Genomic DNA, 23,781 nt, shown 5'->3' with positions numbered 1-23,781 from the left:
CTCTTCATCCCACGCTCACGCAGGGCTCATCCCACCTGCCTAGGGTGACGGCCATGAAGCCCAGCCCACGCCGTCGCATCGGTCGCGACGGGATGCTCCTCGCGGTCATGCTCTGCGTGCCCTTGCTCGTCCTCCTCGGGTTCCGGGTCGCGGCGGCGCCGTCGGACCCGCCGCCCGTCGAGGAGCGACCGATCCAGCTGACGAGCGAGACCACGACACCGCGCCCGACCTCGACGTCGTCTGCGCCCACCTCCTCGAAGACGACCCCGAAGACCACCTCCAAGACCACGTCGACGACGAAGTCCTCGACGTCCACGAGGTCACGGACCTCCGCGCCGCGCTCGACGTCGACCCCGACTCGCACGCCGACCTGGACCTCCCGCACCCAGGCGCCGGCACCCTCGTACGGTGACGACGACGATGATGATGACGACGACGAGGCGGACGACGACGATGAGTGGGATGACGACTGAGCCCGCCCCCGCCCCCGGCCGGGCACGTCGTTCGCGTCCGCGGCTGGCCCGCGACACCATCGTCGGCTGGATGCTGCTCGTCCTGTGCGTCAGCCTGCTGAGCGTCGTCATCGTCGTGCGGGAGAGCCTGCACCTGTCGGTGGGTGAGCGGGCCAACGCTGCCGTGACCCAGGAGATCGAGGAGTTTCGCACCTTCACCCAGGAGGGCGTGGACCCGGAGACCTCCCGGCCCTTCACCACCGCTGACCGACTGCTCGAGGTCTACCTGTCACGGCAGAGCCCGAGCCACGGCGAGGTGATCGTCGGCTATGTCGGTCAGGAGGGGGTGGTGACCATCTCCCACGGACCGGGCGCTCCCTCGGTCGAGGAGTACGACCTGACCCGCGACTCCGCCCTGCTGCGAGCGGCGGAGCGATCGACGTCCGGTACGACGGACACCGCTGCCGGTGAGATGCGCTGGGCCCGCACGGTCGTCGACGTCGAGGGCGGTGACGACGCGATGCTCCTCGTGGCAGTGTTCACCGATGCTGATCGTGCCGAGGCCGATCGCATCGTGCGCACGCTGGCCCTCGTCTCGCTCGTCGCGCTGCTCTTTGCCGGCGTCGTCTCGTGGCTCGTCGCCGGTCGCCTGCTGTGGCCGGTGCGACTGGTCCAGACCGCGGCCGAGGAGATCACCGAGCAGGACCTCACTCGACGCATCGACGTCGGCGACGACGACGTGTCCGGGCTGGCCTCGACCTTCAACCGGATGCTCGACCGGCTCGAGGAGGCCTTCCGCGCGGAGCAGCGCTTCGTCGACGACGCCGGGCACGAGCTGCGCACACCGATCACCGTGATCCGTGGCCACCTCGAGCTGATGGATGACGACCCGGAGTCGCGCGCGGTCACCCTGCGGATCGTCACCCAGGAGCTGGACCGCATGGGACGGATCGTCACGGACCTGCTCGCCCTGGCCACGTCCGAGCGTCCCGACTTCATCCGCCCGACCGACGAGGTCGACCTGTCGATGCTGACCGTCTCGCTCGACGCCAAGATCTCCGCGCTGGCCGATCGACGCTGGGGGGTGAGCCAGGTGGCCGAGGGTACGGCCCGGCTGGACACCCAGCGGATCACCCAGGCCGTGCTCCAGCTCGCGCAGAACGCGGTGCAGCACACCGCCGACGGGGACGCCATCACGCTCTCCTCCGACCTCGTCGAGGACCCCGTCCTCGGGCGGGCGCTGACCATCTCGATCCAGGACACCGGACCGGGTGTCCCTGAGTCCGACCGTGAGCAGATCTTCCAGCGCTTCGCGCACGGCGACCTGCCCGACGGTCGGCGCCACAGCGGAGCGGGCCTCGGCCTGGCCATCGTGCGGGCGATCGCCGAGGGACACGGCGGTCGCGTCGACGTCGGCGGACGCCCCGGTCAGGGCGCCGTCTTCACCATTGTCGTCCCCGTCGCGGAGGACACCGGCCGAGCGCCGGACGAGCAGGAGGCACCATGAGCAGCATCCTCATCGCCGAGGACCACACGGAGATCTCGAGCTTCATCGACAAGGGGCTGCGGGCCAACGGATATCGCACGACGATCACGGAGGACGGCCGCCAAGCCTGGGCGCTGGCCGGCACGGGTGCCTTCGACCTGCTCGTGCTCGACGTCGGCCTGCCCGGGCTCGACGGCTTCGAGGTGCTGCGGCGCCTGCGTGGCGACGGCGTCGACATCCCGGTCATCATCCTCACGGCCCGGGACGGGATCGACGACACCGTCTCCGGTCTCGAGGGCGGGGCCAACGACTACATGACCAAGCCCTTCCAGTTCGCCGAGCTGCTCGCGCGGGTGCGCCTGCGTCTGCGCGAAGGGGGCGCCGCGCCCGCCGACGACGCCGGCCTCACCGCGGGTGACCTCAGCCTGGACATCCGCCGGCGCACGGTGCGCGTGGTCGACCGCGAGATCGAGCTCACTGCCCGTGAGTTCGCCCTGCTGGTGGCCTTCGTCGAGCATGCCGACCAGGTCCTCTCCCGCGAGCAGCTGCTCGGCATGGTGTGGGACATGGACTTCGACCCCGGGTCCAATGTCGTCGACGTCTTCGTGCGCAGCCTGCGGTCCAAGATCGGGGCCGACCGGATCCTCACCGTGCGCGGCGTCGGCTACCGCCTGCGCCCGCTCACCGGCTGATCCCGTCCACGATCCCGGCGGCTGTGGCACCGTGGTCCCGTGAGCGACGCGCAGCCGACCGCAGAGCACCAGCGACTCGCCGAGGCGCCCGGCACCGATGACGCGTGGCGCCTGTGGGGTCCCTATGTCGCCGGCCGCCAGTGGGGGACCGTCCGCGAGGACTACAGCCCCGACGGGGAGGCCTGGGCCCACTTCCCCTTCGACCAGGCCCACACCCGGGCCTACCGCTGGGGCGAGGACGGCATCGCCGGGCTCACCGACCGCTACGGCTTCCTCAACGTCGCCACGGCGATGTGGAACGGCCGTGACGACCGGCTCAAGGAGCGCCTCTTCGGTCTGAGCGGGCCGCAGGGCAACCACGGCGAGGACGCCAAGGAGTACTGGTGGCATCTGGACGCCACCCCGACCCACTCCTTCGGCGAGTATCTCTACCGCTACCCGCAGGCCGCCTTCCCCTACGCGGACCTCATCGCCCGCAACGCCGAGCGCGGTCACGGGGACGACGAGTACGAGCTGAGCGACACCGGGGTGCTCGAGCAGGACCGCTTCTTCGACATCGTCACCCGGCACGCCAAGGCGAGCGAGCGCGATGTCGTCATCGAGATCGAGGCGACCAACCACGGCCCCGACCCCGCGCCGCTCGACCTGCTCCCGCAGGTGTGGTTCCGCAACACCTGGTCCTGGGGCCGGGACGACCGGCGCCCCTCGATCACTGCGCAGGACGAAGGGGGGACCCGCCTGGTCCTCGAGCACGGCTGGCTCGGCCGCTACGTCCTGCACGCCGAGGGCAGCCCCGAGATCCTGCTGTGCGACAACGAGACCAACGAGGCTGCCACCTTCGGTTCTGCCGGCGACGACGCGTCACCGCACCCCAAGGATGCGGTCGACGCGGCGATCGTCCACGGCGACCGGTCGCTGCTCGCGCCGCCGCAGCACCGCGCGACCAAGGCTGCCCTGCGCTACCACTACGACGCCGTCGCGCCGGGGGAGAGCGTGCGGGTGCGCCTGCGGCTCGTGCAGGTGACCGAGGACGAAGGGGGCGCCCCCGCACCCTTCGCCGATGTGGACGAGATCATCGCGAGCCGCCGCAGCGAGGCCGACGAGTTCTACGCCGCGGTGATCCCGGAGCACGCCGGCGAGGAGGACCGCTTCATCGCGCGGCGGGCCTTCGCGGGGCTCAACTGGTGCAAGCAGGTCTATCGCTACGACGTGCGCGAGTGGCTCGAGGGCGATCCCGCACAGCCGCCCGCGCCGGAGAGTCGGCGGGCACCGCAGCCGCAGGGCCGCAACACCGACTGGACCCACCTCGCGCTCGCCGATGTCATCTCGATGCCGGACGAGTGGGAGTACCCGTGGTTCGCGACCTGGGACTCCGCCTTCCACGCGGTGGGGATGGCGCACATGGACCCGGCCTTCGCCAAGGAGCAGCTTGTCCTGCTGTGCCGCGAGTGGGCGATGCACCCCAACGGACAGATGGCCGCCTACGAGTGGAACTTCTCCGACGTCAACCCGCCCGTCCACGCCTGGGCGGCCTGGCAGGTCTACGCCCTCGAGGGAGCCCACGACCCGGGATTCCTCGTACGGATCTTCACCAAGCTGGCCCTCAACTTCGGCTGGTGGGTGGGCCGCAAGGACTCCGACGGGTCCTACCTCTTCGAGGGCGGCTTCCTCGGGATGGACAACATCGGGCCCTTCGACCGGTCGGAGCCGCTGCCGGACGGGCAGCGGCTCGAGCAGTCCGATGCGACGAGCTGGATGGCCTTCTTCTGCCTCAACATGCTGCGCATCGCGTGGGAGCTGGCCCGCTCCGACCATGCGTGGGACGAGGTCGCGACCAAGTTCCTCGAGCACTTCCTGCACATCGCCGAGGCTGTGGAGCACTTCGGGACCGATGACGTGCACCTGTGGGACGAGCAGGACGGCTTCTTCTACGACGTGGTGGTCGACGCGGGCGGCGGCGCCACCCCCATCCGGGTGCGCTCGATGGTCGGGCTGCTGCCGATCATGGCCGTGGCCAACGAGCCGGACTGGGTGCCTCGGGAGCTGACCGACTTCACCGCTCGCCTGGCATGGCTGCGCAGGCACCGCCCCGACCTCACCGACGCGCTCCTGCAGGTGAGCCGGGGTGAGGAGCAGGACACGACCCTGGCCCTCGTCGACCCGGAGCGGCTGCAGCGACTGCTCACCCGGCTGCTGGACGAAGGGGAGTTCCTCTCACCCCACGGGTTGCGCAGCCTGTCGGCCGGCCACCGCGACGGGGTGCACGTGGCCCTCGACGGACGCGATCTGTCGCTGCGCTATGTCCCCGGTGAGTCCGACACCGGGATGTTTGGTGGCAACTCCAACTGGCGCGGTCCCGTGTGGTTCCCCGTCAATGTCCTGCTCACCGATGCGCTGCGCACGCACGCGGTCGACGCCCACGAGCAGCTCACCGTCGAGATGCCCACGGGATCGGGCCGGCACATCTCGCTGCGTCAGGTGGCGCTCGAGCTCGAGGACCGGCTCGTCGACCTCTTCCGGCTCGGAGAGGACGGGCGCCGTCCCGCCGACCCGATCCATGTGCCGACCGGTGACCTGTGGGGGCGGGCGCACCCGACCTTTTCGGAGTACTTCCACGGCGACACCGGGCGCGGGCTCGGTGCCTCCCACCAGCTCGGCTGGACCGGCATGGTCGCGCACCTGGTCTGCACGAGCCGACGTGATGTGCACACCGAGCGCAACCGTGGGCGGAGCCGCTGAGCGTCAGCCGATCAGTCCGTCCTCACGGGCGCGGGCGACCGCGGCCGTCCGCGAGTCGACGTCGAGCTTGGTGAAGACGTGCACGAGGTGGGTCTTGACGGTCGCCTCGGAGATGAAGAGCGTGCGGGCGATCTGCTTGTTGCCCAGCCCTTGGGCGACGGCCGTGAGGATCTCGACCTCGCGGGCCGACAGGTCTGCCTGCTGCCGGCCCATCCGGGCGACGACGCGCTGGGCGAGGGCGGGGGAGAGGACGGACTCCCCGCGCGCTGCTGCGACGACCGCTCCGACGATGTCGGCCGGGTCCGCGTCCTTGAGCAGGTAGCCGGCGGCTCCGGCCTCGACCGCCCGGACGATGTCGCGGTCGGTGTCGTAGGTGGTCAGGACGAGCACGGCCGGCGCGCCGCGCATGGCACGCACCGCGCTCGTCACCCCCACGCCGTCCATCCCGTCGCCCAGGCGCAGGTCGGTGACGACGACATCGGGGCGCTCGGTCTCGACGACTGCGAGAGCCTCCTCGCCGGTGCCGGCCTGACCGACGACGGACAGGCGCTCGTCCTGCCCGAGGAGGGCCACGATGCCCATCCGGGTGACCGGGTGGTCCTCGACGACGACGACCCGGACGGTGCTGGTGCTCATGTGCGCTCCTTGGCGGTGTGCGACAACGGGATCCACGCCGACAACGCAGTACCCTCTCCGGGGGCGGACTCGATGGCCAACCCGCCACCGAGCTCGCGCAGCCGTGCTCGGGTGGCGCGCAGGCCGTAGCCCCCGTCGCGGGGGGACCCGGGAGTCGTGGCCGTCCAGAGGACGGTGTCGAAGCCGCGACCGTCGTCGACGACGTCGACCCGGACGGAGTCCTGCGTCTCGTCGAGGCTGACGACGACCTGCTGGGCGTCGGCGTGGGTGCGGACATTGGCGAGGGCGCCCTGCACGCAGCGCAGCAGGGTGACCTCGGCGGTGGTGGGCAGTGAGCTGAGCTGCCCGGAGACGGAGACCCGCGCGGCGACACCGGACTCCTGGGCGAAGCGCTCGGTGACCCGGCGGACGGCGCCGGTGAGGCTCCCTTCGTCCAGGTCTGCGGGAGCGAGGGCCCCGACGACGCGCCGTGACTCCTCGAGGCCCTCGGCGGCGCCGGACTCGACATGGCGCAGGATCTCGCGCAGCCGGTCGGGATCCTGCTCGGCCAGCGCGGCGCGGGCGAGCAGCAGGATCGAGGAGAAGCCTTGGGCGATCCCGTCGTGGATGTCGCGGGACAGGCGCGTGCGCTCGCTCGAGGCTCCCTCCGCGCGCTGCACCCGGGCGAGCTCGTCGGTCAGTGCCGCGGACTCCTCCTGGGCCGCGTAGAGCGAGGTGATCAGTCGCTGACGCTCCATGCCGTCGCGCACGAGGGCCTGCTGGGCCTTGGCCACGCCCAGCGCCACGACCATGCCGATGAAGGGGCCGATGATCGCGGCGAAGGTGGCCTCACCGGTGGCTCTGACGGGCTCGAGGGCCACGACGACGAAGACGACGAGGGAGACGATCACGGCGGGCAGGAGGGGCAGGACGTGGCCGGCGAGCAGCCAGAGGGAGAAGGCGAGCCAGACATTTTCGGGGGAGACGACGACGAGCACCGCCCACAGCAGGGTCAGCCCGACGAACCACACCGTGCCGCCGCGGCCCTCCCTGGCCAACCTCGGGCCGGCGGCGTACCAGCCGACGAAGACGGCGAGGGCGCCGATCTCGGCCAGCGGGTGCGCGCCGTCGGCGATGGCCCGCAGCCCGCAGACGAGGGCCAGCACGCCGAGGAGGGCGTGCTGGCCCAGGCGCAGCCAGCGGCTGGTGCCCGTCCGGTCGATGGTCTCGCTCACCGACGTGACGCTACCCGGCCCGGCCACCAGAAGCGGTCGCCGATGAGTGCCGTCGCGGCGGGCACGACGACCGTGCGCACGAGCAGGGTGTCGAGCAGGACACCGAGCCCCACGATGAGACCGAGCTGGCCGAGGACGACCAGGGGCAGGACCCCGAGGGCGGCGAAGACGGCCGCCAGGACGATCCCTGCGCTGGTGATGACGCCGCCGGTGCGGGCGACGGCGCGGGCGACCCCTTCCCTCGTCCCGTGCTCGGCGGACTCCGCCCTGGCGCGGTGCATGAGGAAGATCGTGTAGTCGATCCCCAGGGCGACGAGGAAGAGGAAGGCCACGAGCGGCACCTGCACGTCGAGTGCGGGATGGCCCAGCAGGTGCTCGTCGAGCCACGCCCCGAGGCCGATGGCAGCCAGGGCGCTGGCGGCGTTGAGCGCCAGGAGCACGACCGGTCCGATGACGGCGCGCAGCAGCAGGACGAGGACGGCGAAGCTCACCAGGAGGATGAGCGGTGCCACGGTCCTCAGGTCGCTCTCGGCTGCGGTGCGCGCGTCGAGCAGCTGCGCGGAGCCCCCGCCGACCAAGGCATCGGCACCGGGGACCTCGTGGGCCACGGCGCGCAGGTCACGGGCGAGGTCGAGGCTGGCGGGCGTCCCGGGGGAGGGCTCGCCGATGACGGTGAGACGGGCCAGGCCGGCGCCGTCCGTCCCTGACGGGATGACCGCGGTGACGCCGTCGACGGACTCGAGGGCGGACGCGGTCGCGGCGGTGCTCCCTTCGCTCGTCGTGACCGCGAAGGGGGCGGCGGACCCGGCGGGGAAGTGCTCGCCGACCGTGACGAGACCGTCGGCGGACTCGGAGGCGGTGCGGAAGGAGTCGGTCTGGCTCAGACCGACGCTCGCGCCCAGCAGCCCCGAGGCGAGGACGGCCAGGACGGCCAGGCCGCCGACGAGGTGGGCGCCCGGGCGCGCCACGACGCGGCGCGCGATCCCGGCCCAGAGGCCTTCGTGGCTCAGCTCCTCACCGGGGCGCGGGACGAAGGGCCAGAAGACCGTGCGACCGACGAGGGCCAGGGCCGCGGGCAGGACGAGGACGACGGCCAGCAGGGCGATGACCAGGCCGACGGCGGAGGCGAGCCCGAGGCCACGGGTCCCGGGGACGCTCGCGAGGAGCAGGGTGCCCAGGGCGAGGACGACGGTGGCATTGCTCGCGAGGATCGCGAGGACGGTGGCCCGCCAGGCCGCAGCGAGCGCGATGCGGTGGTCGTCGTGCTCGTGCAGCTCCTCGCGGTAGCGCGAGATGAGCAGCAGCGCGTAGTTGGCGCCGGCGCCGAAGACGAGGACGGACACGATCCCGGCGTCGAAGGGCAGGCCGCTCCAGTCGCCGACGGCCGCGGTGACCGTGCCGGCGAGCTGGTCGGCGATGCCGACGACCGCGAGCGGGACGAGCCACAGCACGGGGGAGCGGTAGGTGAGCAGCAGCAGGATCGCCACGACGCCGATGGTCACGGCGAGCAGGGTGAAGTTGGCGCCGTCGAAGGAGGAGGCGATGTCCGCGCCGAAGGCGGGTCCACCGGTGACCTGGACGGTGAGGTCGTCCGGTGCTTGGTCGGCGACGTCGGCGCGCAGGTCCTCGATGGTTTGGACCTGGGTGTCGCTGTCCTCGCTCGTGCGTACCGGGACGGTGACCGTCGCGGCCCGGCCGTCCTCGCTGACCTGCGCGTGGGCGGTGCTCGCACCGAGCTGCTCGGCGAGGGCGGTGAGGGAGGAGGTGTCGGCGCTGGTGAGGTCGGCGTCCCCCTTCGTCGCGACGAGGACGACGGGGGCGGTGTCGCTGCCGGGGAAGGTCTCCAGCTGGTCGGCGACGACGGCCGACTCGGCGGTGGCCGCGTACCCGTCACCGCGGGCCGGCGCCTCGGCGGAGCCGAGGAGCGTGCTCGCCAGCCCGACGAGCAGGACGGCCAGGACGAGCACGAGGGCGGCTGCGCGGCGCCCGGTCAGGCGCTGCGCGACGGTCGGGCGGGGGGCTCGAGGTGGTGAGCCGGGGGGGTGGGGGCGCAGGGTCGCTGTCATGACATCCAGTCCACCGCCGAAGGGGGTGCCGGCACATCGCGCGGGAGGTTGGTCCTGGGGTCAACCTTTTGATGGACCCTGTGGATGGCTGCATGGGGCTGTCGCTCTGGGGACTTAGGGTGGTCGCGTGTCCTCGACTGTCGAATCCCTGCTCGCCGCCGCCGTCGGGGGACTCGGTGGCTCCACCCGTGAGGGTCAGGTCGAGATGGCCGTGGCCGTCGCCCGGGCCATCGACACGCAGGAGCACCTGCTCGTCCAGGCCGGCACCGGTACCGGCAAGTCGCTGGCCTACCTCGTCCCCGCCGTCGAGCACGCCCAGCGGGTCGGCAAGCCCGCCGTCGTCGCCACGGCGACCCTCGCGCTGCAGGGCCAGATCGTCGACCGCGACATGCCTCGGCTCGCTGATGCCCTGGCCGGCCACCTGAAGCGTCGCCCGACCTACGCGATCGTCAAGGGACGGCGCAACTACGTCTGCAAGCACAAGACGGATGGCGGTTTCCCCGATGACGAGGACGGGCTCTTCGACGTCGGCGAGGCCGACGCCCAGGCCGGGTGGCTGGGCAAGGAGGTCGTGCGCGTGCGCGAGTGGGCCGGCGAGACCGAGTCCGGTGACCGCGACGAGCTCGTGCCCGGTGTCTCGGAGAAGGCCTGGCGTCAGGTCTCCGTCTCCGCGCAGGAGTGCCTGGGCTCCAAGTGCCCGATGGTCGGTGAGTGCTTCGTCGAGCGCTCCCGCGAGGCGGCCAAGGACGTCGACGTCATCGTCACCAACCACTCCTTCATGGCCATCGACGCCTTCGAGGGGCGCCCGATGCTCCCGGATCACGACGTCCTCGTCATCGACGAGGCGCACGAGCTCGTCGACCGGGTGACTTCGACGGTCACCGACGAGCTGGCGCCGGGAGGCGTGCGGGCCGCGGCCAAGCGTGCGCGCAAGTTCGCCGAGTCCTCCGACGCGCTCGACGACCTGGCCACGGACCTCGAGGCCGTGCTCGAGGAGGCGCCCGAGGGGCGCCTGACGACCGGGATCCCCGACGCCCTGGCCACGGTGCTCGGGCGCTGCCGCGAGGTCAGCCGCAATCTGCTCACCGAGATGAAGCCACCCAAGGGCGAGCAGGTCGATGGCGCACGCCAGATCGCGCTCGCGTCCGTCGACGAGGTGCACGAGACCGCTGGCCGGATGCTCCAGGAGCACGAGCTGGACGTCATCTGGGTCAGTCGGGACATGCGCCGTGGGCCGCTGCTGCGGGTGGCCCCGATGAGCGTGGCGATGCGGATGCGCGAGCGGATCTTCGGCACCGGCGCGACCGACGAGGACGAGGCGGTGCGCGACCGCACGGTCATCCTCACCTCCGCGACGCTCGAGCTGGGGGGCACGTTCGACGCCGTCGCCGGCACCCTCGGTCTGCGCGGACCGGGCGCCCCGGAGTGGACCGGGCTGGACGTCGGGTCGCCCTTCGACTACCAGCAGCAGGGCATCGCCTACGTCGCCGAGCACCTGCCCGCACCCGGCCGGGACGGGCTCGCGTCGCAGACCCTCGACGAGATCGAGGCCCTCGTCCGGGCCGCCGGTGGGCGCACCCTCGGTCTCTTCTCCTCCATGCGCGCGGCCAAGGAGGCCTCCGAGGCGATGCGCGAGCGGCTCGACGACGACTACACCGTCCTGTGCCAGGGCGAGGACATGATCGGCACGCTCGTGCGCGACTTCGCGCGCGACCCCAAGACGATCCTCTTCGGCACGCTCACCCTGTGGCAGGGCGTCGACGTGCCCGGCAGCAGCTGCCAGCTCGTGCTCATCGACCGCATCCCCTTCCCCCGCCCGGACGACCCGCTGTCCTCCGCGCGCACGCAGGAGATCGCTCGGCGCGGTGGCAACGGCTTCATGGCCGTGTCGGCGACGCATGCCGCGCTGCGGCTCGCGCAGGGAGCCGGGCGCCTCATCCGACGGGGTGACGACCGGGGCGTGGTCGCCTTCCTCGACAACCGGATGATCAAGGCGCGCTACGCCGGCTTCCTGCAGCGCTCCCTTCCTCCCTTCTGGCCGACGACCGATCGTGACCTCGTCCTCGGGGCTCTGCGACGACTCGACGAGATCGCCCCAGAGGTGCTGCCGGTCGCTGATCCCGTCAAGCGCGGCCTCACCGGCACGGTCGCTGATCCCGGCACGGCGGGCAGCGTGCGCACCGCCGTGGTGCTGGGCGATGGCTGGTCCGCGCAGGACGACGACGAGCTGCGTGACGGGGCCGATCTCGGACTGCCGCTCGAGGAGCTGGCCGCCTCGCTGGACCGAGACGAGTCCGCGGTCGTGGCCAGGGCCGAGGCGCTCGGGCTGGTTGTCCCGACCCGCGGCTAGCCTGTCGACCCATGGAACTTCGTCGCCTCGGTCACTCCGGTCTGTCCGTCTCCGTCGTCGGCCTCGGCTGCAACAACCTCGGGCGCCGTGGTGCGGTCACGCAGACCCAGGAGGGCACGGACGCGATCATCCACGCGGCGCTCGATGCCGGCGTGACTCTCTTCGACACCGCGGACACCTACGGCGCCGAGCCGGGGCTGTCCGAGACGATGCTCGGCAAGGCGCTGGGCAGTCGGCGTGACGAGATCGTGCTCGCGACCAAGTTCGGCATGGACCTGTCCGGGGCCAATGGCCCTGACTTCGGGGCGCGCGGCTCGCGGCGCTACATCACGACCGCTGTCGAGGCCTCGCTGCGGCGCCTGGGCACCGACCACATCGACCTGTACCAGCTGCACACCCCCGACCCGCTGACCCCGATCGAGGAGACCCTCGACGCTCTGGACGACCTCGTCCGCTCGGGCAAGGTGCGCTACATCGGTCACTCCAACCGGGCCGGCTGGCAGATCGCGGAGGCCGAGTTCGTCGCCCGTGCCCGCGGAGGTGCCCGCTTCATCTCGAGCCAGAGCCACTACAACCTGCTCGACCGCCGGGCCGAGCTCGAGGTCGTGCCGGCCGCTGAGGCTTACGGACTGGGGGTGCTGCCGTACTTCCCGCTGGCCAGCGGACTGCTCACCGGCAAGTACTCCTCCGGCGCGGCACCCGAGGGCAGCCGGCTGACCCACTCGCGGCAGTACCTGCTGCAGGAGGCCGACCTCGACCAGCTGCGAGCCTTCGGTGACTTCGCCCGCGAGCGCGGTCTCACCGAGCTGCAGGTGGCCTTCTCCTGGCTGGCCTCCCGGCCGCGCGTCGACAGTGTCATCGCCGGCGCCACCCGGCCCGAGCAGATCCAGCACAATGCCGAGGCGGTGTGCTGGGTTCCGACCCCCGAGGACGAGGCCGCGCTCGAGGAGATCTTCCCGGCGGCGCCCAAGGTCGCGCTCTTTTGAGCACCTCGCCGCTCGTCCTGGTCCAGGGTCCCGAGGCGGTCCTCGCCGATCGCGCGATCGACCAGGTCATCGCCGACGTCAAGGTCACCGCTCCGGAGCTCGAGGTCATCACGCTGAGGGCCGAGGGCTACGAGGAGGGCGAGCTGAGCGTCCATGCCAGCCCGTCCCTCTTCGGTGAGGACAAGCTGATCGTGGTGCGTGACCTGCACCAGGCGCCCGATGCCCTCCAGGTCGACCTGCTGGACTACCTCGCCGACCCGGCGGACTCGGTGACGTTGGTCGTCACCCACGCCTCGGGCAACAGGGGCAAAAAGGTCCTCGACACCCTCAAGAAGGCGAAGGCGCTCATCCTCGAGGCGCCTGCCATCAAGAGCGACCGCGACAAGGCGGACTTCGTGTCCAACGAGTTCCGCCGCGCCCGCCGCAAGGCGGCGCCCGAAGCGATCCAGGCGCTCGTCGAGGCCGTGGGCAAGGACGTGCGCGAGCTAGCCTCGGCCTGCCAGCAGCTCGTCGACGACACGACAGGCGTCATCGACGCCGATGTCGTGGAGCGCTATCACGGTGGTCGTGTCGAGGCGACGGGCTTCAAGGTCGCCGATGCCGCGGTGGCGGGTCAGACCGGGGAGGCACTGCGTCTGCTGCGGCACGCGGTCAATGTCGGCGTGGACCCCGTGCCGATCGTCGCGGTCCTGGCCCAGCAGCTGCGCCAGCTGGCCAGGGTCGGGGGAGCGGGGCGTGGCCGCAGCGCCGACCTCGCCCGCGAGCTCGGCATGGCGCCGTGGCAGGTGGACAAGGCACGCCGCTCCCTCCAGGGCTGGGGCGGTGACGCCCTCGGGCGCAGCATCCAGGCGGTCGCGGCAGCCGACTTCGAGGTCAAGGGTGGCGGGCGCGACCCCGTCTATGCGGTGGAGAAGGCGGTCCTGACGATCACCCGGGAGCGCAACGGCGGCTGACGTGATGGCCACCGCCGTCCGCGGTTTTGGTGAGGGTGCCTGACCGCTGCTAGATTGATCCTTCGCGTGCGCGCATGGTCGTGCGCGCATCGCAAGCAGCATCCAGGGCGACTCTCCCACGGTATCCCCACGCCGGTCCCGAGCCGCCTTGCCGCCCTCTAACGGCAAAATTTTCGACGACCAAGAGAGACATTTCCTGTGGCAAACATCAAGTCCCAGATCAAGCGCGTCAAGACCAACGCCGCCCGGACCGAGCGCAACCGCGCCGCCAAGTCCGAGCTGCGCACGTGGATCCGCAAGGTCCGCACGGCTGTCGACGCCGGTGACGCCGAGGCGGCCAAGGCCGCGCTCGTGACCGCCAGCACCAAGCTGGACAAGGCCGTCACCAAGGGCGTCCTGCACGCCAACCAGGCGGCCAACAAGAAGTCGCGTCTGGCCAAGCGCGTCAACGCTCTCTGAGCCGACGCCAGCCAGACCTCGAAGGGGGCCGGTCACCATCACGGTGACCGGCCCCCTTCGTCATGCCGTGGGGGAATGCGCATCTCCCTGAGGTCGTGCGGTCACACGGGGTCGTCGTCGTAGCTGCGTCCCTCGGCGACCGCGCGCACCGCGTCGGTGACCGCGGTGAAGACCTGCTCGTCGAGCACCGCGCCGTCCCGACGGACCGCAGCCGGGTCCACCCGCAGCACGCGGTTGATCCGGGCCTCGCTGCGCCGGCCCTTGCTGTCCCAGGCGCCGGAGCCGATGTCGATCCACCGTCGGCCCGCCCGGGCCTCCTGCTCGGCATCCAGGTCGTGGTCCGAGCTGGTCAGCTGCAGCCCGAGGAGCCACTCGCCGTCCGTGCCGATGAGCAGGACCGGGCGATCCTTGCCCTGGCTGTGGTCCTCCTCGTAGGGGACCCAGGCCCACACGACCTCGCCGGGTGAGGGCGTCGGGTCGTCGGGCGTCGGGGCCCACTGCAGCTCGGGGGTGCCGGCGAAGTCGCCGGGGTAGGTGTCGTCCATGTCGTCCACGCTAACCACGCCAGGGGGCAAGTGGCCCGGTGCGCGGCGGGGATTCCGGGCGGGACGCCTCCTCATGGGAGGATGGTCGAAGCCCTGTCCCGTCGAAACCGAGGTCCGCCACCCGTGTCACCCCAGGCCCGTGAGGCCCTCCAGCCCAACGCGACTCCGCCGGAGCAGATCCGCAACTTCTGCATCATCGCGCACATCGACCACGGCAAGTCCACGCTCGCCGACCGGATGCTGCAGATCACCGGAGTCGTCGAGGCGCGGGCGATGCGCGCGCAGTACCTCGACCGCATGGACATCGAGCGCGAGCGCGGGATCACGATCAAGTCCCAGGCCGTCCGCATCCCCTGGGAGCAGGACGGTCAGACCTACTGCCTCAACATGATCGACACCCCGGGGCACGTCGACTTCACCTACGAGGTCTCCCGGTCACTCGCCGCGTGCGAGGGTGCCGTCCTGCTCGTCGACGCCGCACAGGGGATCGAGGCGCAGACCCTCGCCAACCTCTACCTGGCGATGGAAAACAACCTGACGATCATCCCGGTGCTCAACAAGATCGACCTGCCGGCCGCCCAGCCGGAGAAGTACGCGGAGGAGATCGCCGGACTCATCGGGTGCGAGCCCGAGGACGTCCTGCGGGTCAGCGGCAAGACGGGCGACGGGGTCGAGGAGCTCATCGACGAGATCGTCGCCAAGCTGCCGCCGCCGGTCGGCGACCCCGATGCGCCCGCCCGAGCGATGATCTTCGACTCCGTCTACGACAACTACCGCGGTGTCGTCACCTATGTGCGGGTCGTCGACGGTGACCTCAACCCCCGCGAAAAGATCGTCATGATGTCGACGAGGGCCACCCACGAGCTCCTCGAGATCGGTGTCAGCTCCCCGGAGATGCACGCGAGCAAGGGCCTGGGGGTCGGCGAGGTCGGCTACCTCATCACGGGTGTCAAGGACGTGCGTCAGTCCAAGGTCGGTGACACCGTCACCAATGCGGGCAAGCCCGCGGAGAGCGCGATCGGTGGCTACAAGGACCCCAAGCCGATGGTCTTCTCTGGGCTCTACCCGCTCGACGGCAGCGACTACCCGACCCTGCGGGATGCTCTCGACAAGCTGAAGCTCAACGACGCCGCCCTGGTCTACGAGCCGGAGACCTCCGTCGCCCTCGGGTTCGGCTTCCGCTGTGGCTTTCTGGGTCTGCTGCACCTGGAGATCGTGCGTGAGCGCCTCGAGCGCGAGTTCAACCTCGACCTCATCTCGACCCAGCCCAATGTGGTCTACGAGGTGACGATGGACGACGGCTCCGAGATCATCGTGACCAACCCCAGCGAGTTTCCCTACGGCAAGGTCTCCGAGGTCCGTGAGCCGGTCGTCAAGGCCACGATCCTCGCGCCGAGCGAGTTCATCGGCGCCATCATGGAGCTGTGCCAGTCCAAGCGTGGCCAGCTCGGCGGCATGGACTACCTGTCCGAGGACCGGGTGGAGCTGCGCTACACGCTGCCTCTTGCCGAGATCGTCTTCGGATTCTTCGACCAGCTGAAGTCCAAGACCCGCGGCTATGCGTCGCTGGACTACCAGGAGTCCGGTGACCAGGTCGCCGACCTGGTCAAGGTCGACATCCTCCTGCAGGGCGAGGCCGTCGACGCCTTCAGCGCCGTCGTCCACAAGGACAGGGCCTATGCCTATGGCAACATGATGGCCGGCAAGCTCAAGGAGCTCATCCCGAGGCAGCAGTTCGAGGTGCCGATCCAGGCCGCCATCGGCGCCCGGATCATCGCCCGCGAGACCATCCGCGCCATCCGCAAGGACGTGCTCGCCAAGTGCTACGGCGGTGACATCTCCCGCAAGCGCAAGCTGCTCGAGAAGCAGAAGGAGGGCAAGAAGCGGATGAAGAACATCGGCACCGTCGAGGTCCCGCAGGAGGCCTTCATCGCTGCTCTCTCGGCCGACGACGACGCGGTGGACAAGGCCAAGAAGTAGGCCTGCCTCAGCTCGCCCGGGAGTAGCGTGGCGGGCATGGTGCAGTTCGTCGAGGCATCCCTCCCCGGTGGCCTGACCCCCTTCGTCGAGTCGATGGTCGGGTACCGCATCACGGGCGCGCGACCGGGCACGCAGATCGGGATGCCCTCGGACACGATCACCCTCGTGCTCTCGCTCGACGCCCCGCTCGACCTCGTCGACGCGGACGGCCGCGAGGGGCGTCATGACGCGATGGTGGCCGGGCTGCACGCTGGTCCGGCGCTGCTCCTCGGCGGCCCTGCCGGCGAGCTGGCCGGCACGTCCGTCGACCTCGACGTCCTCGTGGGCCCGACGGCCCGCCGGCTGCACGAGCAGCTGTCCGGGACCGAAGGGTGGGAGTCCCGGTTCGCCCTCGTCGTCGAGGCGCTCTTCGCCCGCCGTGAGGTGACGCGGCGGCCGCGCCCCGAGGTCGAGCACGCCTGGCGCCTGCTGCGGCGCAGCCACGGGCGGGCACCGATCCGCGAGATCGCCGCCGAGGTCGGGTGGTCCACGCGGCACCTGAGCACCCAGTTCCGTCAGGAGTACGGCCACGCACCCAAGACGACGGCCCGCGTCATGAGGTTCCAGGAGAGTCGGCACCTGATCGGTCAGGGGCGGCAGCTCGCCGACCCGGTGGATCCAGGACGATGAGATCGCATTCGTCCAAGACGCGCTGGGCGCGGACGCGTCATCCTGAGGTCATGGACACCGCGACCGAGACCACACCCCGCGCCGACCACAACATCTGGAGCGGCCCGCGATCCGCTGGCCCTGAGGGCATGGCTGCTCTCGCTCGGGTTCGCCGAGGGCATCCTCGTGGACGGTGAGGGCGGGATCGTGCAGCACAGCGAGATGCTCTGGCCCGAAGGGGGCCGGGTCATGATCTCCAGCGCGCGTCCCGACGACCCGCACTTCACGATGCCGGTCGGTGGCGCGATGCTCTACGTCGTCACCGACGAGCCGGATGCCGTGCACGCCCGTGCCGAGGCGGAGGGAGTCACCTTCACCCGGCCGATGGAGGACAGCGACTACGGGTCGCGCGGCTTCAGCATCCTCGACCCCGAGGGCAACTCCTGGAGCTTCGGCACCTACGCGGGGTAGCCCTGCGTGACGCAGCCGACGTCGTGTGGGCTTCCAGCGCAAGGGTGCCCGAGCCTAGGGTGCGACACATGGCCCAGCAGACCTTCGACCTCTACCAGCGCATCGCCAAGCTCCCGGCGGGCAAGCGCATCTTTTCCCTCCTCTACAGCGTCAAGGCGCCGTACTTCGCGACCGTGCGTCCCGTCGTGCGCGAGGTGCGACCCAACTACGCCGAGCTGTCGATCCGCAATCGCAAGCGGGTGCACAACCACATCGGCACCCTGCACGCCATCGCGGTGTGCAACGGGCTGGAGGCCGCGATGGGCCTGGTCGCCGAGGCGACCTGCCCGGCCGACAAGCGCTGGCTGCCCCGCGGCCTGCAGGTCAGCTACCTCGCGAAGTCGACGACCGACCTGCTCTGCGTCGCCGAGACCGACCCCAAGCAGTGGGCAGCGACTCCGGGCGATGTGGACATCAAGGTCAAGGCCGTGCGCACCGACGGTGTGGTCGTCGTGGAGGGCGTCATCCCGGTCTACGTCACCGAGAAGCCGAAGAAGGCCTGAGGCTCAGACCGTCAGGCGCACGCGCAGCGCCTCGACATCGGCCTCGGTCCACCCGCTGGCCGTGAGCCAGCCGACCGTGCCGCCGTACCCCTCGTCGAGGTGGGTGAGGACTGACTCCATCGACTCCGCGCGGGGCAGCTGCTCGTCGAGGGTGTGGCTGGGCAGTGAGCGCTTGTACGGCTCGACCTCGATGAGCCGCCCCATGATCCGCTCCAGCCGCTCGGCCGTGCGGACGTAGTCGGAGATGATCTCTTCCTCCGGGACCCCGGCGACGGACAGGGCCATCCCGACGACCGTCCCGGTGCGGTCCTTGCCCGCAGCGCAGTGGACGACGGCACCGCCCGCGCTGTCGCGGACCGCGGCCAGGGCCGCAGCGACGGAGTCGGGCCGCTTGGTGAGGTAGCCGGTGTAGTGACGCCCCCAGAAGTCGCCATCGCGTGGAGCCGACTCCTCCCGTCCCCAGCGCAGTGCGAGGGCCTCCTCGACGGTCCGGTCAGGGTCCTCGTCCTCGGCGAGGAGGCTGAAGTGGTGGTGCGTCAGCGGAGTGGCCCGCAACGGGCCCTGCCCGGTGACCTCGTACTCGACATTGCTGCGCAGGTCGACCACGTCACTCACGCCGACCTCCTCGATGAGGCGACGGACGTCCCCTTCGCTCAGGTCCTGCAGGTTGTCGCTGCGGATCAACCGCCCCTCTCGCGTACCGCGCCCATCGCGGGTGGGCAGGCCACCGAGGTCACGCATGTTGACGACGCCATCGAGCTCGATCCATCGGGTCATGAGCCCACCGTAGCCACCGGGTGGGAGGATGGCCGCGTGCGTCCCCCCTTCGGCATCTACCTCCACGTGCCCTTCTGCACGGTCCGTTGCGGGTACTGCGACTTCAACACCTACACCGCTACTGAGCTCGGCCCCGTGGGCGGTGCGCAGGGTGCGAGCGTCGCGACCTTCGTCGACGCCGCGATCCTCGAGCTGGACCTGGCGGCCACCACGCTGCCGGACGCGCCACCGGTCTCGACGGTCTTCGTCGGCGGTGGCACGCCGACCCTCCTGCCGCCGCAGGACCTCGTGCGCTTCCTCGACGCGGTGCGCGAGCGCTGGGGGCTGGCCGACGACGTCGAGGTGACCACCGAGGCCAACCCCGACAGCGTGACCGAGGAGTCGCTGCGGACTCTGGCTGACGGCGGGTTCACCCGGGTGAGCATCGGCATGCAGTCGGCGGTGCCGCAGGTGCTCGCCACGCTCGACCGCACGCACGACCCGGCCAATGTCTCCCGCGCGCTGACGGCAGCCCGCGCCGCTGGTCTCGCCGTGAGCCTCGACCTCATCTACGGCACGCCGGGGGAGAGCCTGGACCAGTGGCGCACCTCGCTCGAGACGGCCATCGCCCTGCAGCCCGACCACCTCTCCGCCTATGCCCTCACCGTCGAGGAAGGCACCAAGATGGCCGTCCGCGTGCGCCGCGGCGAGCTGCCGATGCCCACGGGTGACGACGAGGCCGACAAGTACGAGCTCGCCGACCAGCTGCTCGCGGACGCCGGGTACGACTGGTACGAGATCAGCAACTGGGCGCGCACCGGCGCCGACCACTGCCGGCACAACGAGGCCTACTGGCGCAGCCACGACTGGTGGGGAGTGGGTCCCGGCGCCCACAGCCACGTCGACGGCGCGCGCTGGTGGAACCGCAAGCACCCCGCGACCTGGGCCAAGGGCCTCGCCGAGGGCCACCCGGAGGCCGAGCGCGAGGAGCTGACGGCCGAGCAGCGAGCCGACGAGGAGATCCTGCTCGGGGTGCGGTTGCGCGAGGGGCTCCCGACCGGTCTCCTGACGGCGCAGGGGCGAAGGGCGGTCGCCGGGCTCGTCGCGGACGGTCTCGTCGATGGTCGCGCGGCCATCGCCGGTCGGGTCGTCCTGACTCGTCGTGGCCGCCTCCTCGCGGACACGGTCGTCCACCAGCTCATCGCCGGTGAGCCCGACCCCGTGGTGGTCAGCGGTGCCTGATGTGCCGCAGATCCCGGACCTCATCGCCTTCTTCGACCTGCTGGGGGTCCTGGCCAACGGACTGCTGGGTGGCGCCGTCGCGCGCCGCTACCAGCTCGACCCGGTCGGCTTCACCGTGCTCGCCGTCGTCTCGGCCCTCGGCGGTGGGGCGATCCGCGATGTGCTGCTCAATGTGCAGCCGGTGGCACTGACCGACCTGCGCTATCTCACGGTCGCGCTCGCCGCCGCCGCCATCGCCTATCTCGTCAGGCTCGAGGGGCGACGCTGGCGACAGGTCTTCCCCTGGGTGGATGCCGTCGCGCTGGGGACCTGGGCGGTCGTCGGCACGCAGAAGGCGCTGCTCCACGACATCCACTGGCTGCCGGCGATCCTGCTGGGCGTGCTGACCGCCTGTGGTGGTGGCGTCGTGCGCGACATGATGCTCGGCAATGTGCCGGTGATCCTGCAGCGCTCTGAGCTCTACGCCACGGCGGCCTTTGCCGGGGGAGTGACCCTGGTGCTGCTCCACCTGGTGACCACCGGTCCGCTGGCCTCGCTCGGTGCGCTCCTCGTCGGCGGCGGGGTCTGCCTGCTCTCCCGCAAGCGCGGGTGGATGCTGCCGACCGAACCCAGGTGGAAGCCGAGCCGGATCCACTGCCGATGACCGGTCCTCGGACTGGGGTGTGACTCGCGGGTATCCGTGACGCACGATGAGGGTATGACCACGACTCGTACTGCCATCGTCACCGGAGCCGCCCGCGGGATCGGCCGGGCCATCGCCCTGCGCCTCGCAGAGGAGGGCCACCACATCGCCGTGCTCGACCTCGACGAGTCGGCCTGTCAGGTCGTCGTCGACGAGATCACCGAGGGCGGCGGCACCGCCCTCGCCGTCGGCGTCGACGTGTCCGACCCCGAGCAGGTCGAGGCCGGCGTCGCCCGGGTCGCCGAGGAGCTCGGCGCCCCCACGCTGCTCGTCAACAACGCCGGGATCATCCGCGACAACATGCTCTTCAAGATGTCCGTCGACGACTGGGACTCCGTCATGGCGGTGCACCTGCGTGGCGCCTTCCTCATGACCAAGGCTGCCCAGGCGCACATGACGCAGGAGAAGTACGGCCGCATCGTCAACCTGTCCTCGACCTCCGCCCTGGGCAACCGCGGGCAGGTCAACTACTCCGCGGCCAAGGCCGGCATGCAGGGATTCACCAAGACCCTGGCGATCGAGCTCGGCAAGTTCGGTGTGACGGCCAACGCGATCGCGCCCGGATTCATCCAGACGGACATGACGGCTGCGACGGCCGAGCGGATGGGTGTGCCCTTCGAGGACTTCCTCGCCTACGCGGCCAAGGAGACCCCGGTCGGCCGGGTCGGCCAGCCCGAGGACATCGCCGCCACCGCGGCCTTCTTGCTCTCCGAAGAGGCCGGCTTCGTCTCCGGTCAGGTCATCTACGTGGCGGGCGGTCCGCGCGACTGATCGCCTCGCGCGTAACATCCTGAGCCGACCAGGGCCTGAGCGTGCGGACGGGTTACTGGGGCGCAGTGACGAAGTCGATGAGCTCCTCGACCCGACCGAGCAGGGCGGGCTCGAGGTCGGCGTAGGAGCGCACGGTCCCGAGGATCTGCTTCCACGCCCGCGCGATGTCGGTCTGCGAGTCGTGGGCCCAGCCCAGGTGGGCGCAGATCCCGCGCTTCCACTCCATGGAGCGGGGGATCGTCGGCCAGGCCTCCATGCCGAGGCGCTGGGGGCGCACCGACTGCCACACGTCGACATAGGGGTGCCCGACGACGAGCACGTGGTCGGGCGCCACCGTGTTGGCCTCGGCGACGATGCGCGATTCCTTGCTGCCGGGCACGAGGTGGTCGACGAGTACGCCCATCCGGCGGCCGCGGCCGGGGGAGAAGTCGCGGATCGCGGCGGCCAGGTCGTCGACCCCGTCGAGCGGCTCGACGACGATGCCCTCGACGCGCAGATCGTGGCCCCAGACCTTCTCGACGAGCTCGGCATCGTGGCGACCCTCGACGAAGATCCTGGATGCGAGGGCGACCTTGGCCTTGCCGTCGTGGACGGCCACCGATCCGCTCGCGGTGCGCGAGGACTGCTGCTGGACCGTGGCGAGGGCCGCGCGCTGGGCCCCCTTCGGCGCGGTGAGCGTGACCGGGCGCCCGTCGACGTGGAAGCCGGGACCGAGGGGGAAGGCCTTGACCTTGCCGCGGCGGTCCTCCAGGTGGACGACGTGCACGCCGCCGGCCTTCTCGACCGAGACGACGGCGCCGACCCAGCCGGTCTCGACGTCCTCGACGACGGTTCCGCGGGTGGCCTCCAGGGCCTGGGACGTTGGGCGTGACAACCTCCCCGTGGACTTCCAGTCACCGGAGAGGACATCCTTGCCATATCGATCGCTCACGCTGGGACCGTAGGCGCAAGAGACCGGCCTCGCGGTGGCGGCACGCCGGATTCCGGGGAATGCCTGCCACGGTCGTAGACTTGGCACTCAGGTGGACCGAGTGCCAGCGGTCCGATCGGGTGTGTCGAAGGGAGGTCAGGATGAGTCAGGAGCATCGCCGCATGGCCGTGCTGAGCGCCATCGTCGAGGACTACGTGCAGACCTCCGAGCCCGTCGGCTCCAAGGCACTGCTCGACCGCCACCAGCTCAATGTCTCGGCAGCGACCGTGCGCAACGACATGGCGGCACTCGAGGACGAGGGCCTGATCGCCGCCCCGCACACCTCTGCCGGACGCATTCCCACCGATGCCGGCTACCGCCTCTTCGTCGACCGTCTGGCGGCCGTGCGGCCCATGTCCCGCGGCGAGCGCGCCGCGATCACCGACTACCTCGAGGGTTCTGACGATCTCGACGTCGTCCTCGATCGCACCGTGCGCCTGCTGTCGACCCTGACCCGTCAGGTCGCGGTCGTGCAGTACCCGTCCCTGACCCGCAGCACGGTCAAGCACATCGAGCTCGTGCCCATGAGCGAGACCCGGCTCATGGTCGTCGTCATCATGGGCAGCGGCCGGGTGGAGCAGCGGGTCGTGCCGATCGGCGTCGACTACATGACCGCTGACGGCGCCGCCACCCTGGCCAGCGCCCGGGCCCGGATCAATGCCGCGACCCGGGACCGCCGGTTGGCCGACGCGCTCGCCTCGCTGGGGACCCTGCACGACGAGGACGCCGACACCGAGGACGCACTCACCGCGGGTGTCCTCGCCTCGATCGAGGAGGCCCTGGCCGAGGAGCGCGCGACCAAGGTGACGCTCGCCGGCACCGCCAACCTCGCGCGCAGCTCCAGCGACTTCCCGATGACGCTCGAGCCGGTGCTCGACGTCCTCGAGCAACATGTCGTCCTGCTCCGGCTCCTCAGCGCCGAGGCCACGCAGGACATCTCGGGTGTCTCGGTGCGCATCGGCTCGGAGAACCCCGTCTCCGGTCTGCAGAGCACCTCGCTCATCACCTCCGGTTACGGGTCCGGCGACGAGCAGGTGGGCGCCGTCGGGGTGCTCGGGCCGACCCGCATGGACTATCCGGCGACGATGGCGCAGGTACGTGCCGTCGCCGCCTATCTCTCGCGGATCGTGGACGCCTGACC

General features: G+C 70.9%; 22 protein-coding genes. 16 read left to right on the top strand and 6 right to left on the bottom strand.

The window, feature by feature from the left end:
* The first annotated feature begins 53 nt into the window (after nt 1–53).
* From JLI01S_RS16910 to JLI01S_RS07795, 4 genes are read left to right on the top strand one after another with little or no spacing between them, the layout of a single operon-like run.
* Complete coding sequence (locus JLI01S_RS16910) at nt 54–473, top strand: hypothetical protein (RefSeq protein WP_157074867.1); 420 nt, start codon at nt 54–56, stop codon at nt 471–473.
* Entirely contained in the window at nt 463–1,959 is a 1,497-nt protein-coding gene (locus JLI01S_RS07805) for a sensor histidine kinase (protein ID WP_157074866.1), read from the top strand. The genes JLI01S_RS16910 and JLI01S_RS07805 overlap by 11 nt, the downstream gene beginning before the upstream one ends.
* The gene (locus tag JLI01S_RS07800) at nt 1,956–2,630 is read left to right on the top strand and encodes a response regulator transcription factor (protein WP_068262665.1); all 675 of its coding nucleotides are present in this window, start codon (nt 1,956–1,958) and stop codon (nt 2,628–2,630) included. Before JLI01S_RS07805 ends, JLI01S_RS07800 begins: the two co-directional genes overlap by 4 nt.
* 39 nt (nt 2,631–2,669) lie before the next feature.
* Nucleotides 2,670–5,369 (top strand): MGH1-like glycoside hydrolase domain-containing protein, encoded by a 2,700-nt coding sequence (locus JLI01S_RS07795; RefSeq protein ID WP_068262662.1) that lies wholly within the window; start codon nt 2,670–2,672, stop codon nt 5,367–5,369.
* A 3-nt stretch (nt 5,370–5,372) separates the two neighbouring features.
* Here the strand turns inward: JLI01S_RS07795 and JLI01S_RS07790 are convergent, their stop codons facing one another.
* Genes JLI01S_RS07790 through JLI01S_RS07780 form a run of 3 tightly spaced genes read right to left on the bottom strand, consistent with a single transcriptional unit; the run spans nt 5,373 to nt 9,285 of the window.
* The gene (locus JLI01S_RS07790) at nt 5,373–6,005 is read right to left on the bottom strand and encodes a response regulator (RefSeq protein WP_068262659.1); all 633 of its coding nucleotides are present in this window, start codon (nt 6,003–6,005) and stop codon (nt 5,373–5,375) included.
* Nucleotides 6,002–7,219 carry a sensor histidine kinase gene (locus tag JLI01S_RS07785; protein ID WP_068262657.1) on the bottom strand — a complete coding sequence of 406 codons (1,218 nt, stop codon included), beginning with the start codon at nt 7,217–7,219 and terminating at the stop codon, nt 6,002–6,004. Before JLI01S_RS07785 ends, JLI01S_RS07790 begins: the two co-directional genes overlap by 4 nt.
* Nucleotides 7,216–9,285 carry an MMPL family transporter gene (locus JLI01S_RS07780; protein WP_245634558.1) on the bottom strand — a complete coding sequence of 690 codons (2,070 nt, stop codon included), beginning with the start codon at nt 9,283–9,285 and terminating at the stop codon, nt 7,216–7,218. The genes JLI01S_RS07785 and JLI01S_RS07780 overlap by 4 nt, the downstream gene beginning before the upstream one ends.
* A 127-nt stretch (nt 9,286–9,412) precedes the next feature.
* Here JLI01S_RS07780 and JLI01S_RS07775 point away from each other — a divergent pair, with 127 nt between their 5' ends.
* From JLI01S_RS07775 to rpsT, 4 genes are all read left to right on the top strand, one after another.
* Nucleotides 9,413–11,635 (top strand): ATP-dependent DNA helicase, encoded by a 2,223-nt coding sequence (locus JLI01S_RS07775; protein WP_068262654.1) that lies wholly within the window; start codon nt 9,413–9,415, stop codon nt 11,633–11,635.
* Between the two features lie 11 nt (nt 11,636–11,646).
* Nucleotides 11,647–12,621 (top strand): aldo/keto reductase, encoded by a 975-nt coding sequence (locus JLI01S_RS07770; protein WP_068262651.1) that lies wholly within the window; start codon nt 11,647–11,649, stop codon nt 12,619–12,621.
* Nucleotides 12,618–13,574, top strand: a complete 957-nt coding sequence (gene holA, locus JLI01S_RS07765; RefSeq protein ID WP_068262648.1) for a DNA polymerase III subunit delta — start codon at nt 12,618–12,620, stop codon at nt 13,572–13,574. Before JLI01S_RS07770 ends, holA begins: the two co-directional genes overlap by 4 nt.
* A 198-nt stretch (nt 13,575–13,772) precedes the next feature.
* Complete coding sequence (gene rpsT, locus JLI01S_RS07760) at nt 13,773–14,033, top strand: 30S ribosomal protein S20 (protein WP_068262645.1); 261 nt, start codon at nt 13,773–13,775, stop codon at nt 14,031–14,033.
* 101 nt (nt 14,034–14,134) lie between these two features.
* Here rpsT and JLI01S_RS07755 read toward each other — a convergent pair whose 3' ends face one another.
* The gene (locus JLI01S_RS07755; RefSeq protein ID WP_068262642.1) at nt 14,135–14,578 is read right to left on the bottom strand and encodes a type II toxin-antitoxin system PemK/MazF family toxin; all 444 of its coding nucleotides are present in this window, start codon (nt 14,576–14,578) and stop codon (nt 14,135–14,137) included.
* An 81-nt stretch (nt 14,579–14,659) separates the two neighbouring features.
* Here JLI01S_RS07755 and lepA point away from each other — a divergent pair, with 81 nt between their 5' ends.
* The 4 genes from lepA to JLI01S_RS07735 all read left to right on the top strand — a co-directional run bounded on the left by lepA (nt 14,660) and on the right by JLI01S_RS07735 (nt 18,219).
* A complete protein-coding gene (gene lepA / locus JLI01S_RS07750) occupies nt 14,660–16,558 on the top strand; it encodes a translation elongation factor 4 (protein ID WP_245634557.1) in 1,899 nt (632 codons plus the stop codon).
* 36 nt (nt 16,559–16,594) lie between these two features.
* Nucleotides 16,595–17,227: a helix-turn-helix domain-containing protein gene (locus tag JLI01S_RS07745; protein WP_157074865.1), complete on the top strand. Its 633-nt coding sequence runs from the start codon at nt 16,595–16,597 to the stop codon at nt 17,225–17,227.
* Between the two features lie 186 nt (nt 17,228–17,413).
* A complete protein-coding gene (locus JLI01S_RS07740) occupies nt 17,414–17,677 on the top strand; it encodes a VOC family protein (RefSeq protein WP_245634556.1) in 264 nt (87 codons plus the stop codon).
* 68 nt (nt 17,678–17,745) lie between these two features.
* On the top strand, nt 17,746–18,219 hold the full coding sequence (locus tag JLI01S_RS07735) for a hotdog fold domain-containing protein (RefSeq protein ID WP_068262634.1): 474 nt from the start codon (nt 17,746–17,748) through the stop codon (nt 18,217–18,219).
* A 3-nt stretch (nt 18,220–18,222) separates the two neighbouring features.
* Here JLI01S_RS07735 and JLI01S_RS07730 read toward each other — a convergent pair whose 3' ends face one another.
* Nucleotides 18,223–18,996 carry a tyrosine-protein phosphatase gene (locus JLI01S_RS07730; RefSeq protein ID WP_068262791.1) on the bottom strand — a complete coding sequence of 258 codons (774 nt, stop codon included), beginning with the start codon at nt 18,994–18,996 and terminating at the stop codon, nt 18,223–18,225.
* 36 nt (nt 18,997–19,032) lie between these two features.
* Between JLI01S_RS07730 and hemW the strand changes: the two genes are divergently transcribed.
* Genes hemW through fabG form a run of 3 tightly spaced genes read left to right on the top strand, consistent with a single transcriptional unit; the run spans nt 19,033 to nt 21,670 of the window.
* Complete coding sequence (hemW, locus tag JLI01S_RS07725) at nt 19,033–20,217, top strand: radical SAM family heme chaperone HemW (protein WP_084349281.1); 1,185 nt, start codon at nt 19,033–19,035, stop codon at nt 20,215–20,217.
* The gene (locus JLI01S_RS07720) at nt 20,210–20,860 is read left to right on the top strand and encodes a trimeric intracellular cation channel family protein (protein WP_068262630.1); all 651 of its coding nucleotides are present in this window, start codon (nt 20,210–20,212) and stop codon (nt 20,858–20,860) included. Before hemW ends, JLI01S_RS07720 begins: the two co-directional genes overlap by 8 nt.
* A 54-nt stretch (nt 20,861–20,914) precedes the next feature.
* Complete coding sequence (fabG, locus tag JLI01S_RS07715; protein WP_068262627.1) at nt 20,915–21,670, top strand: 3-oxoacyl-ACP reductase FabG; 756 nt, start codon at nt 20,915–20,917, stop codon at nt 21,668–21,670.
* A 52-nt stretch (nt 21,671–21,722) separates the two neighbouring features.
* Here fabG and JLI01S_RS07710 read toward each other — a convergent pair whose 3' ends face one another.
* The gene (locus JLI01S_RS07710; RefSeq protein WP_068262623.1) at nt 21,723–22,601 is read right to left on the bottom strand and encodes a DUF3097 domain-containing protein; all 879 of its coding nucleotides are present in this window, start codon (nt 22,599–22,601) and stop codon (nt 21,723–21,725) included.
* 140 nt (nt 22,602–22,741) lie between these two features.
* On the opposite strand from JLI01S_RS07710, the gene hrcA reads away from it, so the two are divergent.
* Entirely contained in the window at nt 22,742–23,779 is a 1,038-nt protein-coding gene (gene hrcA, locus JLI01S_RS07705) for a heat-inducible transcriptional repressor HrcA (protein ID WP_068262620.1), read from the top strand.
* Nucleotides 23,780–23,781: the final 2 nt, after the last annotated feature.

It is taken from the genome of Janibacter limosus NBRC 16128 (assembly GCF_001570985.1).
Lineage (GTDB): Bacteria > Actinomycetota > Actinomycetes > Actinomycetales > Dermatophilaceae > Janibacter > Janibacter limosus.
Note: the sequence above shows the minus strand (reverse complement) of the source record. Positions and strands in the feature narration are given on the sequence as shown.

Bases quoted from the DNA above. Each gene is read 5' to 3' on its own strand.
- fabG (WP_068262627.1), top strand. From the start codon at position 20,915: ATGACCACGACTCGTACTGCCATCGTCACCGGAGCCGCCCGCGGGATC.
- JLI01S_RS07805 (WP_157074866.1), top strand. From the start codon at position 463: ATGACGACTGAGCCCGCCCCCGCCCCCGGCCGGGCACGTCGTTCGCGT.
- JLI01S_RS07730 (WP_068262791.1), bottom strand. From the start codon at position 18,996: ATGACCCGATGGATCGAGCTCGATGGCGTCGTCAACATGCGTGACCTC.
- JLI01S_RS07780 (WP_245634558.1), bottom strand. From the start codon at position 9,285: ATGACAGCGACCCTGCGCCCCCACCCCCCCGGCTCACCACCTCGAGCC.
- JLI01S_RS07790 (WP_068262659.1), bottom strand. From the start codon at position 6,005: ATGAGCACCAGCACCGTCCGGGTCGTCGTCGTCGAGGACCACCCGGTC.
- hrcA (WP_068262620.1), top strand. From the start codon at position 22,742: ATGAGTCAGGAGCATCGCCGCATGGCCGTGCTGAGCGCCATCGTCGAG.
- lepA (WP_245634557.1), top strand. From the start codon at position 14,660: ATGGTCGAAGCCCTGTCCCGTCGAAACCGAGGTCCGCCACCCGTGTCA.
- JLI01S_RS07745 (WP_157074865.1), top strand. From the start codon at position 16,595: ATGGTGCAGTTCGTCGAGGCATCCCTCCCCGGTGGCCTGACCCCCTTC.
- JLI01S_RS07755 (WP_068262642.1), bottom strand. From the start codon at position 14,578: ATGGACGACACCTACCCCGGCGACTTCGCCGGCACCCCCGAGCTGCAG.
- JLI01S_RS16910 (WP_157074867.1), top strand. From the start codon at position 54: ATGAAGCCCAGCCCACGCCGTCGCATCGGTCGCGACGGGATGCTCCTC.
- JLI01S_RS07800 (WP_068262665.1), top strand. From the start codon at position 1,956: ATGAGCAGCATCCTCATCGCCGAGGACCACACGGAGATCTCGAGCTTC.
- JLI01S_RS07770 (WP_068262651.1), top strand. From the start codon at position 11,647: ATGGAACTTCGTCGCCTCGGTCACTCCGGTCTGTCCGTCTCCGTCGTC.
- JLI01S_RS07735 (WP_068262634.1), top strand. From the start codon at position 17,746: ATGGCCCAGCAGACCTTCGACCTCTACCAGCGCATCGCCAAGCTCCCG.